This window comes from Mesorhizobium sp. B2-5-13, from assembly GCF_006440535.1.
Taxonomy (GTDB): domain Bacteria; phylum Pseudomonadota; class Alphaproteobacteria; order Rhizobiales; family Rhizobiaceae; genus Mesorhizobium; species Mesorhizobium salmacidum.
Genome location: NZ_VFUI01000020.1, coordinates 17,603 through 33,182 on the forward strand (window position 1 = coordinate 17,603; position 15,580 = coordinate 33,182).

Here is a 15,580-nt window from a genome sequence, read left to right on the forward strand (position 1 = left end):
CGGCGCTACGCGCCGATCCACCGCCCTGGGCGAGTCATGGGCCTCGCCCGCCCTTCGGGCCCCACAAGGGGAGAAGGAAGAGGGCGCTACATCTTCGTTCGTTCCGCCTTCGGATCATACATAGGCTTCAGCGATGCCTCCGCCGCAAACCGCTCGCCGGCGATTTCGATTTCGTAGGTCGAGGCCAGCACATCTGCCTCGCTCTCGCCCTGGCAAGGCACATAGCCCAGCCCGATCGCCCCGCCGAGATGGTGACCATAGTTGCCGGAGGTGATCGGACCGACGATCTTGCCGTCGCGCAGGATCGCCTCGTTATGGAAGAGCAGGGGCTGCGTATCCTTCAGGCGGAACTGGACCAGACGGCGGTCCAGTCCGGCTTCCTTCTTCTTCAGCACGGCATCTCGGCCGATGAAATCGCCCTTGGCCGTCTTCACCGCGAAGCCGAGGCCCGCCTCCAGCACGTTGTCTTCATCGGTGATGTCATGGCCGAAATGGCGGAAAGCTTTTTCGATGCGGCAGGAATCCAGCGTGTGCAACCCGCACAGCTTCAGCCCGACATCCGCGCCGGCATCGTCGATCGCCTCGAAAACGTGGGCGGCCTGGTCGCTCGAGACATAAAGCTCCCAGCCGAGTTCGCCGACATAGGTGACGCGATGCGCCCGGGCGAGGCCCATGCCGATTTCGATCTCCTGGAAGGTGCCGAACGGATTGTTCTCGTTGGAGAAGTCGTTGGGGCTGACCTTCTGGATCAGTTTTCGCGCATCCGGGCCCATCAGGCAAAGCACGCTTTCGGCGGCGGTAACATCGGTGATGACCACGAACTGCTCGCCGGCATGCCGGCGCAGCCAGGCGAGGTCGCGCTGCAGCGTGGCGCCCGGCACGACGAGGAAATAGGCAGTCTCCGAAAGCCGCGACACGGTGAGGTCGCTCTCGATCCCGCCGCGCTGGTTGAGCATCTGGGTATAGACGATCTTGCCCGGCGCCACGTCCATGTCGTTGGCGCAGAGCCTTTGCAGGAAGGCGCAGGCATCGCTGCCCTCGACGCGGATCTTGCCGAACGAGGTCATGTCGAACAGGCCGACCTTATTGCGGACGGCTAGATGTTCCTCGCGCTGGTTGTCGAACCAGTTCTGCCGCTTCCAGGAATAGCGATATTCGCGTTCCTGTCCTTCGCGCGCGAACCAGTTGGCGCGCTCCCAGCCGGCGACTTCGCCGAACACGGCGCCACGCGCCTTCAGATGCTCATGCAGGGGCGAGCGGCGCACACCACGCGATGTCGCCATCTGGCGGTAGGGGAAATGGTCGGCATAGAGCAGGCCGAGCGTTTCGGTAACGCGTTCCTTGAGATAGCGGCGGTTCTTCTGAAACGGCTGGGTGCGGCGGATGTCGACTTCCCAGAGGTCGAACGGCGCTTCGCCATCGTTGATCCACTGCGCCAGCGCCATGCCGGCGCCGCCGGACGAGACGATGCCGATCGAATTGTAGCCGGTCGCCATCCAGTAGCCGCGCAGCTCCGGCGCCTCGCCGAGATAGTAGCGGTCGTCGGGAGTGAAGCTTTCAGGGCCGTTGAAGAAAGTGTGGATGCCGGCGGTGGCCAGCACCGGCATGCGGTTGACGCCCATTTCGAGGATCGGCTCGAAATGGTCCATATCCTCGGGCAACTGATCGAAGCAGAAATCCTCGCGAATGCCCTCCATGCCCCATGGCTTTGCCACCGGTTCGAAGGCGCCGAGCATCATCTTGCCGGCGTCTTCCTTGTAGTAGGCGCACTCGTCCGGCACGCGCAGCACCGGCAGCCGGCCGAGGCCGGGGATCGGCTCGGTGACGAGATAAAAGTGCTCGCAGGCGTGCAGCGGGATGTTCACGCCGTTCCGGGCGCCGAGGTCGCGCGCCCACATGCCGGCGCAGTTGACGACGATGTCGGTTTCGATCGTGCCCTGGTCTTCGCCTTGCGCCCAGGACACGCCGGAGACGCGGCCATTTTTCGTATGGACTTTTGTGACCTTCACATTCTCGGCGATGGTGGCGCCGCGCTGACGCGCACCCTTGGCCAATGCCATGGCGATGTTGGCGGGGTCGCACTGGCCGTCGAGCGGCAGATGCACGGCGCCGACCACGTCGGAGACGTTGAGATGCGGGTACATCTCTTTGACTTCGTTGGGAGAAATCTCACGCACGTCGACATCGAAGGCGCGGGCGAGCGACGCCTGCCTGTAGATCTCGTGCTTGCGCTCTTCGGTCAGCGCCACGGTGATCGAGCCGACCTGGCGCATGCCGGTGCCAACCTCGGTCTCGGCTTCCAGCTTGACGTAGAGGTCGGCCGAATATTTCGCCAGCCGGGTCATGTTCTGCGAGCCGCGCAACTGTCCGATCAGCCCGGCGGCATGCCATGTCGTGCCCGAGGTCAGCTGCTTGCGCTCTAAAAGCACGATGTCGGTCCAGCCGAGCTTGGCCAGATGGTAGGCGACCGAACAGCCGGAGACGCCGCCGCCGATGATGACGGCCCGCGCTTTGGTGGGAAGGGTCCTGGCGGTCATGCGGCCTCACGGCGGTAGCTGGAAACGAAACGGCGCAGCCGGGCGGCTGCTTCCTGCAATACGGGCTCGGGCTGGCACAGGCTGATTCTGATATGGCCGGCTGCGGCTTCGCCGAAACTCGAGCCCGGCATGACGCCGACCTTCTCCTTGTCGAGGAAGGCGAAGGCGAATTTCTCGTCGTCGGGTTCGACAGCCGAAATGTCGAGCATGACATACATGCCGCCTTCGGAACCGCGCACGGTGACATCGTTCATGCCGCGCACCGCATCGAGCAGGACGGTGCGGCGTGCGGCGTAGCGTTCGGCGATGTCCTTGACGCCATAGTTCTGCTCCAGCGCCTCGGTGCAAGCGATCGAGATGAAGGCGGGCAAGCCGTAGGTCGTTACCAGGTTGAGGTTGATCAGCAATGTGATCATTTTCTCAGGACCGGTCAGCCAGCCCATGCGCCAGCCGGTCATGCCGTGGCTCTTGGACATGGAATTGATGACCAGCGTGCGCTCGGCCATGCCTGGCAGCGAGCGCGGCGAGATGTGCTCGCCGCCGCCCAGCGTCCAGTAGACCTCGTCGGACAGCAGCCACAGGTCATGCTCGCGGCAAACCTCGGCCAATTGTTCCAGCCGCTCGCGCGAATAGACCGCACCGGTCGGGTTGTTCGGCGTGTTGATCAATATGGCGCGCGTGTTGGGCTTGAGTGCCGCGCGGATCATGTCCGCGCGGGGTTGGAAACCATCCTCGGCCGGTGTCTCGACAACGGTGAAACTGGCACCCGCCGCACTGAAGGTGTTGGGATAGGTGGCATAATAAGGGGCGACGACGATGGCGTGGTCGCCCGGGTCGAGAACAGCCTGCACGGCCGCGTAAAGTGCGGCCTGGCCGCCTGGCGTGGCGATGACCTCTTCCGGCATCGTCTCGACGCCGGTGCAGGCGCTGGAGGCCGCCGCCATCGCCTTGCGCAGGCGTGGCAGGCCAGGCAGCGGCGTGTAGTGATGGTTGCTGCCACGGACCGCTACCACACAAGCTTCGATCGTTTCCGAAGGCGTGTCGAAATCATGGTCGCCGGCCGACAGCATGATGATGTCCTCGCCGGCTTCCTTGCGGTTCCAGGCGGCGAAATGAACCTCCCAGCCGTCCTTGCCCGATGGCACGATGCCGGTAATGCGCGATGATGGTCTAGGCATGTGAGACTCCCGAGATCGCGTAGCCGTTCCGTTGCAGCCGGTCGCGCAAGGCGGCGATATGGGCAGGACCGACCTCGCAGCAACCGCCGACGATGTCCGCACCCGCTTCCACCCAGCCGACAGCCTGTTCGGCATAAGCGTCCGGACCGAGGTCGTGGCGGGCATGCAGTACATCCACCGTGCCGCCATGCTTGAGCGCTTCGGTGGAGGTGAAGCCATTGGCATAGGCGCCGACTGGACCGCCCAGCTCGATCAGTTCCGGCAAGGCCGCCGCGATCGCTTCCGGGCGGCAGCAGTTGAGCAGCCGCGCCGCCACCGGCAGATTGCCAAGCGCCTCCGCCGCCGACGCAATCGTCTCGCCACTGCGCAAGCGTGGCGTGCCGTGATCGGCCAGTGTCCATGACACCCAGACAGGCTTGCCGCTTTCCGATGCCGCGGTGACCGCGGCCCGCGCTTCCTCTGATGACGCCATGGTCTCGCACAGGAACAGGTCGACACCGTCCGCCTGCTCGGCGACGATACGGCGGTAGATGTCGAGCGTGTCCTGGTAGGAGATGGTCAGCGCCGGCGCGTAGCTGCCGAAAAGCGGCGACAGGCAGCCGGCGATAGCCGCATCGCCCGCCTCGTCGCGCGCTTGCCTGGCCAGCTCGATGCCACGCTTCTGCAATGGCTTGAACAAGTCTTCCGCGCCTTCGCGCGCCAAGCGTTCGGGCGTCGCCGAATAGGTGTTTATGGTGATGACACGGGCGCCGGCGCGGATGAATTCGGCATGCAGGCCGCGCACGAGGTCCGGTTCGTCCATCAGCACCCTGGCCGACCACAGCGGCGTCGGCTCGGACTTGCTGCGCCGCACCAGCTCCTGACCCATGCCGCCATCGGTGAGGATAACGCTCTTCATGCCCGCAGCCTTTCGTTCCTGGGATCCCACAAGGGCTCGTCCTGCTGCACGACCGCCTTGAAGCGATCGCCGAAGATGTCGACCTCGACGGCGGTACCGGGTTCGGTCAGGTCGGCGCGCAGCATGCCGAGCGCGATCGACTTGTCGACGCGATGGCCCCAGCCCCCCGATGTCGTCTCGCCGACGATCTGGCCGTCATGCCAGAGCGTCGACATGTAAGGCGCGTCGCAATCGCCGGGACTTTCGACCACGAGCGTGACGAAGCGTTTCTTCACGCCTTGCTGTTTCTCGTTCTGGAGCGCCGACTTGCCACGGAAGTCGGGCTTTTCCCATTTGACGAAACGCTCCAGCCCGCCCTGCAGGATAGAGTAGTCCGTCGACAGGTCGCCCTTCCAGGTGCGGTAGCCCTTTTCCAGACGCAGCGAATCCAGCGCGTACATGCCGAACGGCTTCAACCCATGATTCTGCCCGGCGGCGCAGATCGCATCGAAGATCGCGGCGGTGTCGTCGACCCTGGTGTGGATCTCCCAGCCGAGCTCGCCGGCGAAGGAGACACGGACCAGCTTGGCCCAGCGGCCGGCAATCCTGGTCTCCTGGTGGGTCAGCCATGGCAGGGTCAGGTCGGCATCACAGACATCGGCAAGGATTTTTCGCGAATTGGGACCGGCCAGGATCTGCGTGGAGAATTCCTCCGTCCGGTCGATCAGCTTGAGCGCCGCATCACCGGGCATGTGCGATTTCAGCCATTCGAAGTCATGCCACTGCGCCACCGCCGCGGTGATCAGCGTCATGGATTCCTCGCCATGGCGTACCACCGACATTTCGGTGACGATGCGGCCCTTGTCGTCGGAGAAATAGACGAGGCCGATGCGGCCAGGCTTCGGCACCAGGCCGGTCACTTGCCGGCTCAACCACTCGGCGGCACCTGGGCCCTCGAGGTTGAAGCGCGAGAAGCCGGGCAGGTCGAGGATGCCCGCGGCGTCACGCACGGCCAGGCACTCTTCACGGACGCGATGCTGCCAGGGTCCGTCGCGGCGGAAGGTCAACGTGGCTTCCTCGGAGACGTCGTCGCCGTCCTGCGCGTACCAGATAGCGCGCTCCCAGCCATTATAGGCATCGAAGCGGGCACCGAACGCCTTGATGCGATCGTGGATCGGCGACAGTTTTCTGTCACGTCCTTCCGGCCAGGCGTGACGCGGGAACTGGATGGCATATTCATTGCCATAGATTTCCATGCCCTTGGCCACGCAATAGTCCGGCGCGGAAGCAAAGGAAGTAAAGCGGCGCGGATCGCACGACCACATGTCCCATTCGGTCTGGCCTTGCGTCACCCATTCGGCCAGCACCTTGCCGGCGCCACCGCCCTGGGCGATGCCGAAAGTGAAGACGCAAGCCTCGAAGGCGTTGGGAACGCCCGGCATCGGACCGATCAGCGGATTGCCGTCCGGCGCATAGGGGATCGGGCCGTTGATGACCTTGGAGAGGCCGGCGGTGCCGAGGATCGGCACGCGGGCGACCGCATCGGCCAGGTAATACTCCAGCCGGTCGAGATCGTCGGGGAAAAGCTGGAAGGAAAAATCCTCGGGCATGGGATCGTTGTGGGTGGCCCAATGCGCGCGGCAATTGCGCTCATAGGGGCCAAGATTCATGCCGGCCTTTTCCTGGCGCAAATAGTATGAGGTGTCGACGTCGCGCAGCAGCGGCAGCTTCTTGCCCTGTTCCTTCGACCAGGCGGCGAGTTCGGGGATTTCCTCGAACAATATGTACTGGTGGCTCATCACCATCATCGGCACGTCGCGGCCGAACATCCTGCCGACTTCGGCGGCACGGTAGCCGGCTGCATTGACGATGATCTCGCAGCGGATCTCGCCTTGCGCTGTTACGACCACCCATTCGTCCTTCTCGCGTCGCACGCCGGTGACGGGGCAGAAGCGGATGATCCTGGCGCCCATGTCGCGCGCGCCTTTAGCCAGCGCCTGCGTCAACTGTGCCGGGTCGATGTCGCCGTCGCTCGGATCGTAGAGCGCGCCCTTCAACTCGTGCGTTTCGAGGAAGGGGTAGCGGCGCTTGATCTCGTCGAGCCCGACCACGTCTATGTCCATGCCCTGGTGGCGGCCCATGCCCTTGGCGCGCTGGAATTCCTGCATGCGCTCGTTGGAGTGGGCGAGCCTCAGCGAGCCGGTGACATGGTAGTTCATGGGATAGTCGACTGCGTCGGCGAGCCCACGATAGAGCTCGGTCGAATAGCGCTGCATGTTCATCAGCGACCAGGAGGAGGAGAAGGTCGGCACATTGCCGGCAGCATGCCAGGTCGAGCCCGAGGTCAGCTCGTTCTTTTCCAGGAGCACGCAGTCGGTCCAGCCGGCCTTGGCCAGATGATAGAGCGAGGAGGTGCCGACAACGCCACCTCCGATGATCACCACGCGCGCCGAGCTCGGCAAACCCGCCATGTTCTTCTCCCAATCTTCAAGCGCGCCGCGCTTTATTTTTGTTTGATGCATGTCGTTATCCCAAAACCGCTCCACGGGTTTGGGGCGACATGCACTCAATAGACTGGTGGCGAAACCACCCAGATGACGACCGCCGGCTCGCTACCCGGATTGCGCCAGCGGTAAGGCTTGCCTTCGAAGCGGAAGGAGTCGCCTTCGCCAAGCCGGTGCCAGACCCCGGCTATTTCGATGTCGAACTGCCCGGACGAGATGTATCCGGCCTCCTCGGTCGGCCGGCGTGCCTCGCTCTTCAACTCCGCGCCCGGCGCGAAGACCGACCGCACCATCTCGAAGCTACCACCGAGGTCCGGTGACAGAAGCTCCTCCACCAGGCCGGATTCGCTGGTGCCAAGCGTGCGACGCTTGCCGGCGCGCACCACCACGCCGCGCTCGCTTTCCACGGGCACGTCATGGCTGAAGAACAGGCTGATCGGCACGCCGAACAACTCGGCGAAGGCCCTGAGGTCACTGAGCGATGGCGTCGACAGGCCGCGCTCGACCTGGCTGACCCAGCCGACCGACCGGCCGAGTTTCAGCGCGATCTCGGCCAGCGTCAGCCCGCGCACCCGGCGCAAGGCCCTGATATCGCCGGCCAGGACTCGTTCGTCAGCTCCCTGTAATGTTCGTGCGGTAGGGGAGGCCAAATCGCTCACTTCATGAAAAATTGCAGTCGAATTTCATGAGAAATGAAGCTCATGAAAAAATCAAGTAGATTTTCACCAATGCTCAAGATTTGCTTGCAGGATTTTGACGGTTCATGCAAAGGCTCCGCCGCGAGCGGCGAGTGGGGACGTCCGATCGACATAATGGCTAAGGGACGGCCCATGCTGGAAAAGAAGGCTCGAATCGCGGTTGATGCCGAGATCGTCGACGATGCGATCATGTCGCGCCGTTCGGTGCGCGCATTTCTGCCCGACATGGTCGACGACGAGACGATCCGAGACATACTGACTGTTGCTGCGCGGGCTCCCTCCGGCACCAACATGCAGCCGTGGCGGGTCTATGTCACCAAGGGCGGGACCAAGCAACGGATCACGGATGCCATCATGAATTCCGGCATCCGCGCGGAAAAAGCCGACTGGGACGAATACCGCTATTATCCCACCCAGTTCTTCGAGCCTTATCTCACCCGCCGCCGTGCCAACGGGTTCGGCCTCTACGGCGCGCTCGGCATCGGCCGCCGGGAAGTCGACAAGATGCGCGCCCAGCACGACCGCAACTTCGTCTTCTTCGACGCGCCGGTCGGCATGATCTTCACCATCGACCGCCGGCTCAACCAGGGTTCGTGGATCGATTACGGCATGTTCCTGCAGAACATCATGGTCGCGGCGCGCGGCAGGGGGCTGCATAGCTGTCCGCAAGCGGCCTTCGCGCCCTATCACCGGCAGATCCGGCCGGTGCTCGACATTCCCGACGAGGAGATCGTCGTCTGCGGCATCGCGCTCGGCTATGAAGACACGTCCAAGCCCGAGAACGCCTTCCGCACCGACCGTGAGCCGCTCGAGGAATGGGTGACGTTCAGCGAATAGGTTTCGTCCGGCGCAGCTCCGCTATTCCGTATTCATGTGCGCGCCGTGGCCGCTGACATGGGCGCCGTCCTGCGGCGTCAGTTTGAGATAGGCTGATAGCGCGCAGAGCGTGATGATGCCCTCGATCACGAACAGGATCCGGAAATCGCTGGTGGCGGCCGGCCCGCCGCCGGCGAGAAACGACAGCATCGCAGCCGCCAGGCCGACGCTGATCGCGACCGCCAGCTGCCAGAGAATATAGTAGAGCGCGCTGAAGCGGGCGAGTTGTTCGGGCGCGATGTCGGAATAGGCGAGGTTGCCGGTCGAAGCCCATTGCACCGAGCGAAAGACGCCAAAGACGAAGATGTAGGTGAGCGTGATCCAGACCGGAGTCGTTGCTTGCATCAAGGCGAAGCCCGCGACCATGGCGGCAACAACGGGTGTGTTGAAGACCAGCACGCGGCGAAAACCGAAACGGTTGAGGACGCGTGGCATGAAGACACGCATACCCACCGAACCGACCGCCGCCACGAAGGTCAGCGATCCCGCCTGCACCGCGCTCATGCCGAAGCCGAGCTGGAACATCAGCGGCAGCAGGAAGACGACGGAGCTGAGACCGATCGTGTCGAGCCCGCCGCCAGTAAGGAAGGAGATGCGGAAGGTGCGGATGCGCAGGAGCTTGAGATCGAGCAGGGGATTGCGCACACGCAGGCAGTAGAAGGAGGCGGCCGTCAGGATGATGAGCGCCAGCGCAAGCTCGGCGGCGATCATGCTGCCGGCGGCGTCTTTCGCCGCGAGCGAGTCCATGCCGAAGACCAGCAGGACCATGCCGCCGCCGACCAGCACAAAGCCTGGAAAATCGAACCGCGTGCGCACCGGCTTGGTCATTGTCGGAAACAATGAGGCGGCAAGAATAGCCGCCGCGAGCGCGAACGGCACGTTGATGAAGAAGATCCAGCGCCAGGAGATGTAGGTGGTCAATGCGCCGCCGACGAGCGGACCGACCAGCGGCCCGGACTGCCCGGCCAGTGAGATATACATGTTGATCTTCAAGGTCCGGCTGCGCGGGAAGGTCGACAGGATCACTACCTGGCCGAGCGTGCCCATCAGAGCGCCACCGAAGCCCTGCAGCGCGCGGGCGCCGACCAGCATCCAGATGTCGTTCGACAGCCCGCACAGGGCCGATGAAGCGGCAAACACCAGCAGGGCAAAGCAATAGACATTGCGCAGGCCGAAACGGTCGGCGGCCCAGCCGCCGAGCGGCATCGAGATGATCAGGCTGGCGACGTAGACGGTGATCAGCAGGCCGAGCTGGCTTGGCGGACGGCCAAGGCTTTCGCTGATGCCCGGCAGCGCCGTCACCACGACATTCTGGTCGAGGCTGGTCATGAACACGCCGCAGGCAACGGTCAGCGGCAGCAGGAGCAAGGCTCTGGCCGACACATCGGCGCGATCGGTGGCGCCGGCGGATAGTTCAGCGGTCATGGGGATGTTCGAACCAAATATGCCGACTCTGAGATGGGATTTTCATCCCCTTGGACCGGTTGAACGGGCCACGTTTCCATCATGGGCGCCCGCGGCGGGATTCTCTAGCGGCAGAACCAGCCGGCATTGAGGCCAGAGGCAGCCGCTCTAAGGCCACACCGCTTACTGTGCCTCGTAGCCGACCTCCTCGCTGGCGTGGCAGAGCGCCTTCCAGAACGAGCGGGCGAAGGAGCGGAAGACATAGATGTCGAACTGGTCGGTGCCGGTGCGCTGGATCTGGGCGAAGACATCGTGATGCGTTGTCGAGCGGCCGGCGCCGACCGGAAAGGCGGGCAGGGCGAAGTCGATGGCGAAGAATTTCGACAGCACCCATTCGGCTTTCGGCCCAGCGATGCGGATGGCGGTGCGGCCATGCGACAGGTCCGTCACCGTGCCGATGGCCGGCGTCACCGACTTGGCGAAGGCCGCGGCCAGTCCTTCGGCCTCATCGGTTACCGTGAATTTTCCCGGTGCGAAGCCGAACACCGATTTCACGCCGTCGCTCAAGCCGCCGCCAGCGCCGTCGGGCAGCGCAAGCCCGGTGACGCCGCGGATGGCCGCGATCAGTTTCTTCTCTTCGCCCGGCCATGCTGCGAGTTGCACGATCGAGCCCGGCCGGGTTTCGGTGAGCAGTATCTCGACGCCATGTTCGAAATTTCCATGCGAGCCGACATGGAACTCCGGCTCGAGGGGCGATTGACGCTCAGTCATGCATGCGGGTCCCTTCCGGATCGTAGAAGTGGTTGGAGACGATCTCCACGGGGCCGAAGCGGTTGCGCAAGGGATCGGAGACATGGGCGCGCGTGCCGTGCCTGGCCTTGCCGCCCTTGACCAGCGCCAGCGCGATATGCTTGCCGAGCGCCGGCGAATAGCAGGAGGCGGTGATGTGCCCGACCGAGCCGTGCGGATTGGCTTCGTCGACCTCCTCGACAATGTGCGCGCCGCCATTGAGCGGCCGGTTGTCGAGCGCGACCAGGCCGACCAGTTCCAGCCGCTCGGACGCAACGAGACCTTCGCGGTCCATCATCGCCGAGCCGATGAAGGGCTTCTTCTTCGACAGCATCCAGTCGAGATGCAGGTCGCGCGCCGTGGTGCGGCCGTCGATCTCGGCGCCGGTGACATGGCCCTTCTCGATGCGCATCGTGCCCAGCGCCTCCAGCCCGTAGGTGACCAGCCCGAACGGCTTGCCGGCTTCGATCAACGCTTCCCAGACATGGGTGCCGTGGCCGGCGCCGCAATAGACCTCGAACGCCATTTCACCGGAGAAGGATAGCCGGCAAATCATCACCGGCACAGCTGAAATCTCGCCGTGCACGATGCCCATGAAGGGCAGCGTCGCATTGTCGACAGCCGTGCCGGTGACACAGGCGGCCAGAATCTGCCTCGCTTTCGGCCCGCCGATCGCGGCTCCCGCCCATTCGTCGGTCACGGAGGTGACGTGGACCTTGAGTTCCGGCCAGATCACGTCGAGGAAATATTCCAAATGCTGCATCACCTTGCCGGCATTGGCCGTGGTGGTGGTCATCAGGAAATCCTGTTCGCCGAGCCGCCAGGTGGTGCCGTCGTCGAAAGCGAAACCATCCTCTCGCAGCATCAAACCGTAGCGCGCCTTGCCAACGGCGAGGGTCGAGAACATGTTGGTGTAGACACGGTCGAGGAACGTGGCGGCGTCGGGGCCCTGCACGGCGATCTTGCCCAGCGTCGAGACATCGACGATGCCCGCACTTTCGCGCGTCGCCTTGGCTTCGCGCACGTAGGCCTGTTCGATGGTTTCGCCTGAAAGCCCGTAGATCATCGGCCGGTACCAGAGGCCGGCCGAATACATGGTCGCGCCATTGGCGACATGCCAGTCATGCATCGGCGTCAGCCGTTCGGGCTTGAGGTCGCCGAAGCGCTCGGCTGCCAGCGAGCCGATCGACACCGGTGCGAAAGGTGGGCGGAAGCGCGTCGTGCCGACTTCCGGGATTGGCTTGCCGAGCGCTTCCGCCATGATGGCAAGACCGGGGACGTTGGAGCTCTTGCCCTGGTCGGTGGCCATGCCGAGCGTGGTGTAGCGCTTCAAGTGCTCGACAGAGACGAAGCCTTCGCGATGCGCCAGGCGGACATCCTCCGCCGTGACGTCGTGCTGGAAGTCGACAAAGCTCTTGCCGCTGCCCTTGATTTCGAACACGGGCGCGGGATCTGGATCTCCAGGGGTTGCCTCGACAGCGGGCAATGCTACAGCCGCGGCGGTTCCGCCAGCCGCGGCAGTGCCTGCGGCGCGCCCTTCGGCGATCGCCTCGACCGTCGAAAAGCTGCCGGTGAAGGCGCCCGCGCCGATCCAATTTTGCGTCGGCTTAGGCGGCAGGAAGGCCTGCCGGGCGGCGTTCCATTCCGCCTTGGCGCCGGCCTGGCTGGCCAGATGGATGGTCGGCGACCAGCCGCCCGACATCAGCAGGCAATCGGCATGGACGCTGCGCGCATCGCCGCTCAGCGCACCGGCGACCACGTCGAAACGCTGCACCTTGAGGCCGGACAACGACTTGCCGCCTTCCGTGGCGACCACCGCATGACCGGAAAGCAATTCCGCCTCGGCTTCGCCGGCCAGGGCGCTCATCTCGGCGGACGGTTGCGGGCGCACGTCGACGATGGCAACGATCGCCGCACCTGCCTGCTTCAGCGCCAGCGCCGACCGGTAGGCGCTGTCATTGTTGGTGAACACCACGACGCGCTGCCCCGGCAGCACGCCCAATTCGTTGGCGTAGCGCTCCGCCGCATGCGCCAGCATCACGCCGGGCCGGTCATTGCCGGGAAACACCAGCGGCCTTTCGAAGGCGCCGGTAGCCAGCACGACGGATCCCGCGCGGATCGCCCAGTAGCGATGGCGCGGCTCACCCTTGGCGGGCTGTGCCTTGTGGTCGCTGACCCGCTCGAGCGCGGCAAGCGTGTTGTTGTCGTAGTAGCCCCAGACCGTGGTGCGCGGCAGAAGCCGGACGTTGTCGCGCGCCTCGAGCTGAGCGACGGTGCGGTGCACCCAATCAGCCGCGGGTGCGCCATCGATGGTTTCGCCGGACCAGTTGGCCGAACCGCCGAAACGCGGCTCGAGATCGGTCAAAATGACGCGGGCGCCTTGGTCCGCGGCGGCCTTGGCGGCCATCAGGCCGGCTGGGCCGGAGCCGACCACAAGCACGTCGCAAAAGGCGTTCATGCGCTCGTAGCGGGCCGGGTCCTTTGCCGATCCGGCGCTGCCGAGGCCGGCGGCGCGGCGGATGAAATGCTCGCAGAACATCCAGAAGCGCGTGCCTTTCAGCGGGCCGATAACCGGCCCCATGAAGGTCTTGTAGTAGAAGCCGGCCGACAGCAGCTTGCCACCGAGCTGGTTGACGGCATGGATGTCCCAGGTGAGCGAGGGGAAACGGTTCTGGCTGACGGCAATCAGCCCGTCATGGATCTCGACCATGGTCGCCGGGATGTTGGGTTCCCGCACCTCGCCCTTCAGCACCGTTACCAGCGCGTTGGGCTCCTCGACGCCTGCGCTCAGCAGGCCGCGCGGGCGATGGTATTTGAAAGAACGCCCGAAAAGGGTGACGCCATTGGCCAGCAGCGCGGACGCCAGCGTGTCGCCGCCATGCCCGGTATAGGCAACGCCGTCGAACGTGAAGCGGATCGTCTTCAACCGGTCTATGCGGCCGCCGGTGACGGTGCGGCGCGGGCTCATGGCTTGTCCTCCGCCTTGCGGCGCGCGGCCGAGCTGTGATCGCCGCGCACGAAGGCGACACTGGAAATCTCATGCGTCAGCGTGTTGCGCACGACCCTCAGGTGAGCCCGGCAGCCGCCGGAATGCTGCCAGACCTCGTTGTGGTCGCCGGCCGGGTTCAGCCGGTCGTAGACGTAGGCGTTCCAGGCCTCGAAATTCTGCGAGGCAGGGTCGGGACGTTCGCGGTTGCCGTCACCCTGATAGGTGAACTCGATGACGTCGCGCGGGCCGCAATAGGGGCAAGTGATCAGCACTGAATGTTCCTAATGAAGCCGCGGGTTCGCGCCCTGGCCCTTGTCGTCGATCACCAGGCCGCGATGAAATCGGTCCAGCGTGAAAGGGGCGTTGAAATCGTGCGGCTGGTCCTTGGCGATTGTCCAGGCAAAGCACCACCCGGAAGCGGGCGTCGCCTTGAAGCCGCCATAGCACCAGCCGCAATTGAGATACATGCCGGGCAGGGGCCCGATGGTGATGATCGGCGAACCGTCCATCGACATGTCGCAGACGCCGCCCCAGGAGCGCAGCATGCGCACACGCGCTAGGCCCGGGAAAAGCGCCAGCATCTCGCTCATCACTTCGTCGACGATGGGCAGGTTGCCGCGCTGGGCGTAGCTGTTGTAGCCATCGATGTCGCCGCCATAGACAAGGCCGCCCTTGTCGGACTGCGACATGTAGAAATGGCCCATGCCGAACGTCACGACCGTGTCGATGAAGGGTTTCAGCGATTCGGTGACGAAGGCCTGCAGCACATGGCTCTCGATCGGCATTGTCTCGACGCCGGCCAGTTGCATGACGCGGCCGGTGCTGCCGGCCACCGCGACCGCTACCTTCTTGGCCCTGACATCGCCGCGCGATGTGGTAACGCCGGTGATGCGGTCGCCGTCGCGCAGGAAGCCGGTGACCTCGCAATTCTCGACGATGTCGACGCCGCGCCGGTCGGCGCCGCGTGCATAGCCCCAGGCGACCGCATCGTGCCGGGCGGTGCCGGCGCGCCGCTGCATCAGGCCGCCAACCACCGGAAAGCGTGCATCATTGGAGATATCGAGCGCCGGGATCAGGCGCTTGATCTCGGCTGGCGTCATCAGTTCCGCATCGACGCCGAGATGGCGCATGGCGTTGCCGCGTCTTGCGTAGTCGTCGAACTGAGCCGGCGTGTGCGCCAGGTTCAGGCAGCCGCGCTGCGAGAACATAACGTTGTAATTGAGTTCGTGCGACAGGTTCTCCCACAGCTTCATCGAATGTTCGTAGAAGCGGGTATTGGCGGGCAGGAGATAGTTCGAGCGAACGGCCGTCGTGTTGCGGCCGACATTGCCGGAGCCCAGCCAGCCTTTCTCCAGCACCGCGACATTGGTGATGCCATGTTCCTTGGCTAGATAGTAGGCGGTCGCCAGGCCGTGACCGCCGCCGCCGATGATGATGACGTCGTAGGATGCCTTCGGATCCGGCTTGCGCCAGGCCGGCTTCCAGTCCTTGTTTCCCTTGAACGCGTTCGCGAGCAGCGAAAGGGCTGAGTACTCTGCCATGTGTAAGGTGTCCGTTGCGGCGATGCGGCAGACTATAGAGCAGGGGGCTGATAGAAAGCCAATATTGCGCCATCGCCTTTCGACTGGCCGACGCTTGATGAGTGCGATCGTCGCGGTGACTTGCCCCATGATATGGCCGTCTTTATCAAGGACAGGCTTTTGAATGCCTTTGCCGCCCGCGAGTCGC

Annotated in this window: 11 protein-coding genes; 1 reads left to right on the forward strand and 10 read right to left on the reverse strand. The window is 64.3% G+C overall.

The window, feature by feature from the left end:
• Positions 1-86 precede the first annotated feature (86 nt).
• The 5 genes from FJ434_RS24375 to FJ434_RS24395 form a co-directional block, all read right to left on the reverse strand.
• Complete coding sequence (locus FJ434_RS24375; RefSeq protein WP_140751876.1) at positions 87-2,537, reverse strand: FAD-dependent oxidoreductase; 2,451 nt, start codon at positions 2,535-2,537, stop codon at positions 87-89.
• Positions 2,534-3,715, reverse strand: coding sequence for a pyridoxal phosphate-dependent aminotransferase (locus FJ434_RS24380; RefSeq protein WP_140751875.1), 1,182 nt, complete (start codon positions 3,713-3,715; stop codon positions 2,534-2,536). The genes FJ434_RS24375 and FJ434_RS24380 overlap by 4 nt, the downstream gene beginning before the upstream one ends.
• Positions 3,708-4,613: a homocysteine S-methyltransferase family protein gene (locus FJ434_RS24385; RefSeq protein ID WP_140751874.1), complete on the reverse strand. Its 906-nt coding sequence runs from the start codon at positions 4,611-4,613 to the stop codon at positions 3,708-3,710. Before FJ434_RS24385 ends, FJ434_RS24380 begins: the two co-directional genes overlap by 8 nt.
• The gene (locus tag FJ434_RS24390; protein WP_140751899.1) at positions 4,610-7,063 is read right to left on the reverse strand and encodes an FAD-dependent oxidoreductase; all 2,454 of its coding nucleotides are present in this window, start codon (positions 7,061-7,063) and stop codon (positions 4,610-4,612) included. The genes FJ434_RS24385 and FJ434_RS24390 overlap by 4 nt, the downstream gene beginning before the upstream one ends.
• A gap of 95 nt (positions 7,064-7,158) precedes the next feature.
• A complete protein-coding gene (locus tag FJ434_RS24395) occupies positions 7,159-7,755 on the reverse strand; it encodes an XRE family transcriptional regulator (protein WP_181166095.1) in 597 nt (198 codons plus the stop codon).
• A gap of 171 nt (positions 7,756-7,926) precedes the next feature.
• Here FJ434_RS24395 and FJ434_RS24400 point away from each other — a divergent pair, with 171 nt between their 5' ends.
• Positions 7,927-8,631 carry a nitroreductase gene (locus FJ434_RS24400; protein ID WP_181166094.1) on the forward strand — a complete coding sequence of 235 codons (705 nt, stop codon included), beginning with the start codon at positions 7,927-7,929 and terminating at the stop codon, positions 8,629-8,631.
• A 21-nt stretch (positions 8,632-8,652) separates the two neighbouring features.
• On the opposite strand, the gene FJ434_RS24405 is transcribed toward FJ434_RS24400, so the two are convergent.
• From FJ434_RS24405 to FJ434_RS24425, 5 genes are all read right to left on the reverse strand, one after another.
• Entirely contained in the window at positions 8,653-10,095 is a 1,443-nt protein-coding gene (locus FJ434_RS24405) for an MFS transporter (protein ID WP_140751872.1), read from the reverse strand.
• A 162-nt stretch (positions 10,096-10,257) separates the two neighbouring features.
• The gene (locus FJ434_RS24410; protein ID WP_140751871.1) at positions 10,258-10,845 is read right to left on the reverse strand and encodes a sarcosine oxidase subunit gamma; all 588 of its coding nucleotides are present in this window, start codon (positions 10,843-10,845) and stop codon (positions 10,258-10,260) included.
• A complete protein-coding gene (locus FJ434_RS24415; protein ID WP_140751870.1) occupies positions 10,838-13,831 on the reverse strand; it encodes a sarcosine oxidase subunit alpha in 2,994 nt (997 codons plus the stop codon). The genes FJ434_RS24410 and FJ434_RS24415 overlap by 8 nt, the downstream gene beginning before the upstream one ends.
• The gene (locus tag FJ434_RS24420) at positions 13,828-14,124 is read right to left on the reverse strand and encodes a sarcosine oxidase subunit delta (RefSeq protein ID WP_140751869.1); all 297 of its coding nucleotides are present in this window, start codon (positions 14,122-14,124) and stop codon (positions 13,828-13,830) included. Before FJ434_RS24420 ends, FJ434_RS24415 begins: the two co-directional genes overlap by 4 nt.
• Before the next feature lie 9 nt (positions 14,125-14,133).
• Positions 14,134-15,393 (reverse strand): sarcosine oxidase subunit beta, encoded by a 1,260-nt coding sequence (locus tag FJ434_RS24425; RefSeq protein WP_140718090.1) that lies wholly within the window; start codon positions 15,391-15,393, stop codon positions 14,134-14,136.
• Between the last annotated feature and the right edge of the window lie 187 nt (positions 15,394-15,580).